The organism is Streptomyces katrae (assembly GCF_000966975.1).
Classification (GTDB): Bacteria; Actinomycetota; Actinomycetes; order Streptomycetales; family Streptomycetaceae; genus Streptomyces; species Streptomyces katrae.
In genome coordinates this window covers 1-6184 of record NZ_JZWV01001037.1, presented here as the reverse complement: position 1 = coordinate 6184, position 6184 = coordinate 1, and the positions used below count along the sequence as shown (strand labels likewise).

4 protein-coding genes are annotated in these 6184 nt (G+C 76.0%); 2 read left to right on the top strand and 2 right to left on the bottom strand.

Translation table 11 applies throughout. The annotated features are described in order from the left end of the window. A partial coding sequence (locus tag VR44_RS31870) for an alpha/beta fold hydrolase (RefSeq protein ID WP_045951106.1) occupies positions 1 to 295 on the bottom strand: 295 nt, incomplete at its 3' end. Between the two features lie 262 nt (positions 296 to 557). Here VR44_RS31870 and VR44_RS31865 point away from each other — a divergent pair. Then, positions 558 to 1577, top strand: a complete 1020-nt coding sequence (locus tag VR44_RS31865; RefSeq protein ID WP_045951105.1) for a hypothetical protein — start codon at positions 558 to 560, stop codon at positions 1575 to 1577. Here the strand turns inward: VR44_RS31865 and VR44_RS31860 are convergent. Next, a complete protein-coding gene (locus VR44_RS31860; RefSeq protein WP_045951104.1) occupies positions 1555 to 2601 on the bottom strand; it encodes a YhgE/Pip domain-containing protein in 1047 nt (348 codons plus the stop codon). The two genes, VR44_RS31865 and VR44_RS31860, sit on opposite strands and share 23 nt — an antisense overlap. A gap of 150 nt (positions 2602 to 2751) precedes the next feature. Here VR44_RS31860 and VR44_RS31855 point away from each other — a divergent pair. Further along, positions 2752 to 6184, top strand: a 3433-nt coding sequence (locus tag VR44_RS31855) for a DNA polymerase III subunit alpha (RefSeq protein ID WP_045951103.1), incomplete at its 3' end; no start/stop codon positions are given.

Below are 6184 nucleotides of genomic sequence, written 5' to 3'. Positions count from 1 at the left end.
CGCCCGAGCGGCCGGCCACGGCGAAGGTGTCCACGCCGAGGGCGTCGGCGACCGCGGCAACGTCCTGGGCCACGTCGGCCACCGTGCGCCCCGGATGGCGGTCGGAGCCGCCGTAGCCGGGCCGGTCGTAGGCGATGAGCCGGACCCGCCGCTGGTAGAGGACCATGCCGCGGGGGGCCGGGCCGAGCCGGCTGCCGGGCATGCCGTGGAGCAGGAAGACGGGCTTGCCGTCCGGGTCCCCCCAGTGTTCCGCCGTCAGGACGCGTCCGTCAGCGGTGCGCACCTCTTCGCGCACGCGCTCCCTCCCTCACGTCAGGCGCGAGCAGTCAGGGTGATTGTGCTCCCGGTGGGGGAGATGCGATAGGGCGCGGCGGCAGCCCGGGCCGTGACGGCCGCCCGTCCGCGGTCCCGGGCGGGACCGGGCCGCGCGGGTACCCGGGGGACCCGTCGGGCGGCCATTACCGCGGAGGTAATCGATCTTGGCCGGGGTGCCGGGCAGGCTGGGGTCGTCCGGGCGGCAAGGGGCCGTCGTGGAGACACCGGATCGGGGTGGGTGGATGTTCGCGCATCGGCGCAAGGCGTGGGGGATCTCGTTGGCGGCCGTCGCGGTGGGGCTGGCGACCTCGGCGGCCGCCTGGCCCGGCGCGCCGGCGGCCGGGGCCCCGGGGGCGGACTGCGCGGGGGCGCGGGCCGGGATCGAACGGCTCGAGGGGCGCATCACCCCCAACGTCTGCGCGTTCCTCCAGCGCCAGCTGGCCTTCGGCGGGATGCCGACCGGCGACGCGCCGCTCACCGGGGACAAGGCCCTGCAGCATCCACGGGTCGCGGCCTACCTCGACATCTTCGACCCGGCCGCGACCCTGTGGGAGGCGGGCAGCGCTCCCAGGACCGGTCAGCCCGTCATCGGCGCCGCCATCGCCGGCTCCCTGAGGCTGGCCCCCGATCTGCGGTACACCGGCACGAACGTGGTGGCCGACGGCGGTGTGGTGATGTTCGGCCAGTGGAACACGGCCACCGTCAAGGGCCACAAGGTGGCCTACCCGCAGATCGCCCGCAACGTGCTGGGTGACGAGGGCAGGACCCTCCAGGCCCGTCGCTACTACGACCGCCACGTGCTGGTCCGCGACATCCTGCCGGACGCCCCCGAGGGCCTGTTCGACGGCGCCCGCCTCACCCCGGCCGACCTGCCGGACCGCCTGGCCGCGTGGAACGCGGGGGACGCCGGAGCGCTGCTGAGCCGGACGGGCGGCGCCCGGCTGGCCGGGCCGGGACTGGCCGCGCCCCTCGTGACGAAGGCCGGGAAGCGGGACTACCTGCAGCGGCTCCTCGACCGGGCCGACCTCGAACTCAAGGCGGGACAGGTGGCGTTCGGCAAGACCACCACGTACGTCGAGTGGTACGGCACCGTCTCCAGGAAGCGGGCGACCCCTAACGGGGAGGACGGCCCCGCCGTCCCGTTCGGGATCGTGGAGCGCTTCGGGCCGGACGGCGAGTGGGAGCTGTACTTCGACACCCTGCCGGTACTGGCCGACCAGGACACGATCAACGGCCTGCTCACGCGGCTGGCCACTCCGTAGGGGTTGCCTCGTCGGGCAGGCCGCTGCCCACCGCGGCGCCCGGCCTGCCGCGGCGGACGGCCGCGCAGACCAGGGTGACGGCCGAGCCGGCCACCGCCCAGGCGGACAGGACCAGCATCGGGCCGGCCGCGCCGTTGCCCCGGAAGTAGGCGATGGAACGCGCGGCGAAGGTGCCCGCGCCCGGCGGCAGGGCCGGGCCGATCGCCCGCCAGAACGGCGGCAGCAGCGGGTACGGGTAGGCGCCGCCCGCGCTGGGGTTGCCGAGGACCACGACCAGCAGGATGGCCAGGCCGATGCCGACCACACCCGCCAGCCCCTGGAGGGCCAGGGTGAGCGCGCCGACGGCGAAGACCACCAGGGTGCCGAGCCCCCAGAGGGCCGTGATCGGGCCCGGCAGGGCGCCCAGCACCGGGCCCGCGATGAGGGTGCCGAGCAGCCCGGCGGCGATCGAGTACAGCAGCAGCGTCCCGAGCCGGATGACGGCGCGGTGGACGTTCGCGGGCCGGGCGCCGGCGCTGACGGCGAGGACCGCGGCGCACAGGTAGCCGCCCACGCACCAGCCGACGACCAGGTAGAACGAGCTCAGGCCGCGGCTGTCGCCCCGGTCGGCGGGGGCCACGTCCACGACGACGACGCCCCGCCCCTGGGACTTCTCGGCCGCCCCGACGATCTGCTCCAGGGCTTGGGAGTCGATGATCAGCGCCCCGTCCACCTCCCGGTTCCGGATCTGCGCGAGTGCCGTCGCCTCGTCCGCGACCGCCCGCGGGTCCAGCGGCTCGCCGGGCAGGGCGCCGAGCCGCTCCGCGGTCCGCGCGGCGAGCGGCTGCGCGGGGGCGGCCACCGCGATCGGGATCTCGCTGGGCTTCGGGTGGTGGAAGGCCCCGATGTACGAGGTGACGAACGCCAGCTGCAGGGCCAGCACCCCCAGGACCAGCACCGCGGCCCGGAGGGTCACGGCGTCCTTGACCTCGGCGAGGAAGCCGCCGGCCGGGCCCGTGTCGGTGTGCTCGGTGGGCTGGGTCATGCCCCCACGCTCCGCGCGCCGGGAGCGGGGCGCAGCAGGGGCGGGCCGAATGGATGATCGAACAGGTGTTTCGCACGGGTATTCGAATTGCTCTATGGTGGAGAGAGACGGGGGGAGGCAAGAAGGTCGAGGGAAGCAGGAGGGCCGCGGGTGCCCGGTTTCACGCATCTGCACACCGTTTCGGGGTTCTCCGTGCGCTACGGCGCCTCGCACCCGCAGCGGCTGGCGGAACGCGCCGCCGAGCGGGGCATGGACGCCCTCGCCCTGACCGACCGCGACACCCTCGCGGGCGCGGTCCGCTTCGCGAAGGCGGCCGCGGCGGCCGGGACCCGGCCGCTGTTCGGAGTGGACCTGGCGGTTTCCGTGTCCCCTGCGGGGTCGCCCGACGGGGCCGGCCCGGGCGGCCGGGCGGCCGAGGCCTCGTACCGCCGGCGCGTGCCCGTGAGGGGCGGGGCCTTCGTGGACGAGTCCGCCCCCCGCGCCCTCTTCCTGGCCCGCGACGGCGCCGCCGGCTGGGCGGAGCTCTGCCGCCTGGTCACCGCCGCCCACGCCGCCGACGGCCACGGGCAGCCCCTGGCGCCCTGGGAGGCGCTCGGCGGCGGCGGGGTGTTCGTGCTGCTCGGGCCCGGGTCCGAGGTGGGGCGGGCGCTGGCCGCCGGGCGCCCCGACCGGGCCGCGCGGCTGCTCGCACCCTGGCGGGAGCGGTACGGGGACTCCCTGCGCCTGGAGGCTGTCCACCACGGCCGCCCCGGCACCGGCCCCGGCTCGCTGCGCCTGGCCGCCCGTACCGTCGGCTTCGCCGCCGAACAGGGCGTCCCGGCCGTGCTGACCAACGCCGTCCGCTACGCCGACCCCGGCCAGGGCCCCGTCGCCGACGTCCTCGACGCCGCCCGCTGCCTGGTCCCCGTCGACCCCCGGGGCCCCCTCGACGGCGGCGAGCGCTGGCTCAAGGACCCCGCCGCCATGGCCGAGGCCGCCGACCGGATCGCGCGGGCCGCCGGGCTGCGCCCCGCCGACGCCCGCCGGCTCCTCGCCCGCACCCGCGAGACCGCCGAGGCCTGCGCCGTGGACCCCGAGGACGACCTCGGCCTCGGCTCCGTCCACTTCCCCGAGGCCCGCCTCGTCGGCGCCGCCGGCCGCACCGCCCAGCGGGTGCTCGCCTCCCGCGCCAGTGCCGGCATGGTGCTGCGCGGCTACGCCGGCGAGCGCGCCTACTGGGAGCGGATGCACGAGGAGCTCGACGTCATCGCCTTCCACGGCTACGCCTCGTACTTCCTGACGGTCGCCCAGGTCGTGGACGACGTCCGGGAGATGGGCATCCGGGTCGCCGCCCGGGGCTCCGGCGCCGGCTCCCTCGTCAACCACCTCCTCGGCATCGCGCACGCCGACCCCGTCGCCAACGGCCTGCTCATGGAGCGCTTCCTGTCCAGGCGCCGCCGCGTCCTGCCCGACATCGACATCGACGTGGAATCCGCCCGCCGCCTGGAGGTCTACCGCCGGATCATCGCCCGCTTCGGCACCGAACGCGTCGCCACCGTCGCCATGCCCGAGACCTACCGGGTCCGCCACGCCGTCCGCGACGTCGGCGCCGCCCTGTCCATGGACCCGGCCGCCGTCGACCGGCTCGCCAAGGCCTTCCCGCACATCCGGGCCCGCGACGCCCGCGCGGCCCTGGACGAACTGCCGGAGCTGCGCGGCGTGCGCGAGGGCGTACGGGGGGAGGAGCACGCCCGGCTCTGGGACCTCGTCGAGGCCCTGGACGCCCTGCCGCGCGGCACCGCCATGCACCCGTGCGGGGTGCTGCTCTCCGACGCCACCCTGCTGGAGCGCACCCCCGTGGTCCCCACCAGCGGGGAGGGCTTCCCCATGTCCCAGTTCGACAAGGAGGACGTGGAGGACCTCGGCCTGCTCAAACTCGACGTGCTGGGCGTACGGATGCAGTCCGCGATGGCGCACGCCGTCGCCGAGCTGCGCCGCACCACGGGGGAGGAGCTCGACCTCGACGACCCCGCACAGGTACCGCCGGGCGACCCGGCCACGTACGAACTGATCCGCTCCGCCGAGACGCTGGGCTGCTTCCAGATCGAGTCCCCCGGCCAGCGCGACCTGGTCGGACGGCTGCAACCGGAGGCCTTCCACGACCTGGTCGTCGACATCTCCCTCTTCCGGCCCGGTCCGGTCGCCGCCGACATGGTGCGGCCCTTCATCGAGGCCCGGCACGGGCGGGCCCCCGTCCGCTTCCCGCACCCGGACCTGGCCGACGCGCTGCGCGAGACCTACGGGGTGGTGGTCTTCCACGAGCAGATCATCGAGATCGTGCACGTCATGACCGGCTGCGGCCGCGACGAGGCCGACCGGGTGCGGCGCGGGCTCTCCGACCCGCAGTCCCAGGGCCGGATCAAGGCCTGGTTCGCGGCGACGGCGGCCGGGCGCGGCTACTCGCCGGAGGTGGTCGCCCGGACCTGGGAGATCGTCGAGGCCTTCGGCAGCTACGGCTTCTGCAAGGCGCACGCGGTGGCCTTCGCCGTGCCCACGTACCAGTCGGCCTGGCTCAAGGCCCACCACCCGGCGGCCTTCTACGCCGGGCTGCTCACCCACGACCCCGGCATGTACCCCAAGCGGCTGCTGCTGGCGGACGCCCGGCGGCGGGGCGTGCCGGTGCTGCCGCTGGACGTGAACCGCTCGGCGGTCGCCCACCGCATCGAACTGGTGTCCGACGCCCCGGATCGTCCGGGGCCCGGCCGGTGGGGGCTGCGGCTCGCCCTGTCCGACGTCCACGGCATCAGCGAGGCCGAGGCCCTGCGCATCGAGACCGGACAGCCGTACGCCTCCCTGCGCGACTTCTGGGACCGCGCCCACCCCGGCCGCCCGGTGGCCGAACGCCTCGCGCAGGTCGGTGCGTTGGACGCCTTCGCCGCCAACCGCCGTGACCTGCTGCTGCACTTGACGGAACTGCACGGCGCCCAGCGCGCCGCCGGGGTGCGGGGCGGGTCCCAACTGCCCCTGGGCGGAGGCCGGTCCACCGCCACCGTCGGCCTGCCCGACCTGACCGAGGCCGAGCGGCTCAGCGCGGAACTCGGCGTCCTCGGCATGGACGCCTCCCGCCACCTGATGGACGGCCACCACGCCTTCCTCGCCGAGCTGGGCGCGGTCCCGGCCCGCCGTCTGCGGGAGACCGCGCACGGGCGGACCGTGCTCGTCGCGGGCGCCAAGGCGGCCACCCAGACCCCGCCGATCCGCTCCGGCAGGCGGGTCATCTTCACCACCCTGGACGACGGCACAGGCCTGGTCGACCTGGCCTTCTTCGACGACAGCCAGGAGGCCTGCGCGCACACCGTCTTCCACTCCTTCCTGCTGCTGGTGCGGGGCGTCGTGCAGCGCCGCGGCCCGCAGAGCCTGAGCGTGGTCGGGGCGGCCGCCTGGGACCTCGCGGAACTGGTGCGGCTGCGCGAGGACGAGGGCCTGGAGGCGGTCACGGCACGACTGGCGCAGCCCCTGCCCGAGCGGTCCGGGTCCGGGGACGGCGGCCGGCGCATCCACCTGCCGACCGGCTACGAGCTGAACCCGTGGGCCGACCTCCAGC

Bases quoted from the DNA above. Each gene is read 5' to 3' on its own strand.
- VR44_RS31865 (WP_045951105.1), top strand. From the start codon at position 558: ATGTTCGCGCATCGGCGCAAGGCGTGGGGGATCTCGTTGGCGGCCGTC.
- VR44_RS31860 (WP_045951104.1), bottom strand. From the start codon at position 2,601: ATGACCCAGCCCACCGAGCACACCGACACGGGCCCGGCCGGCGGCTTC.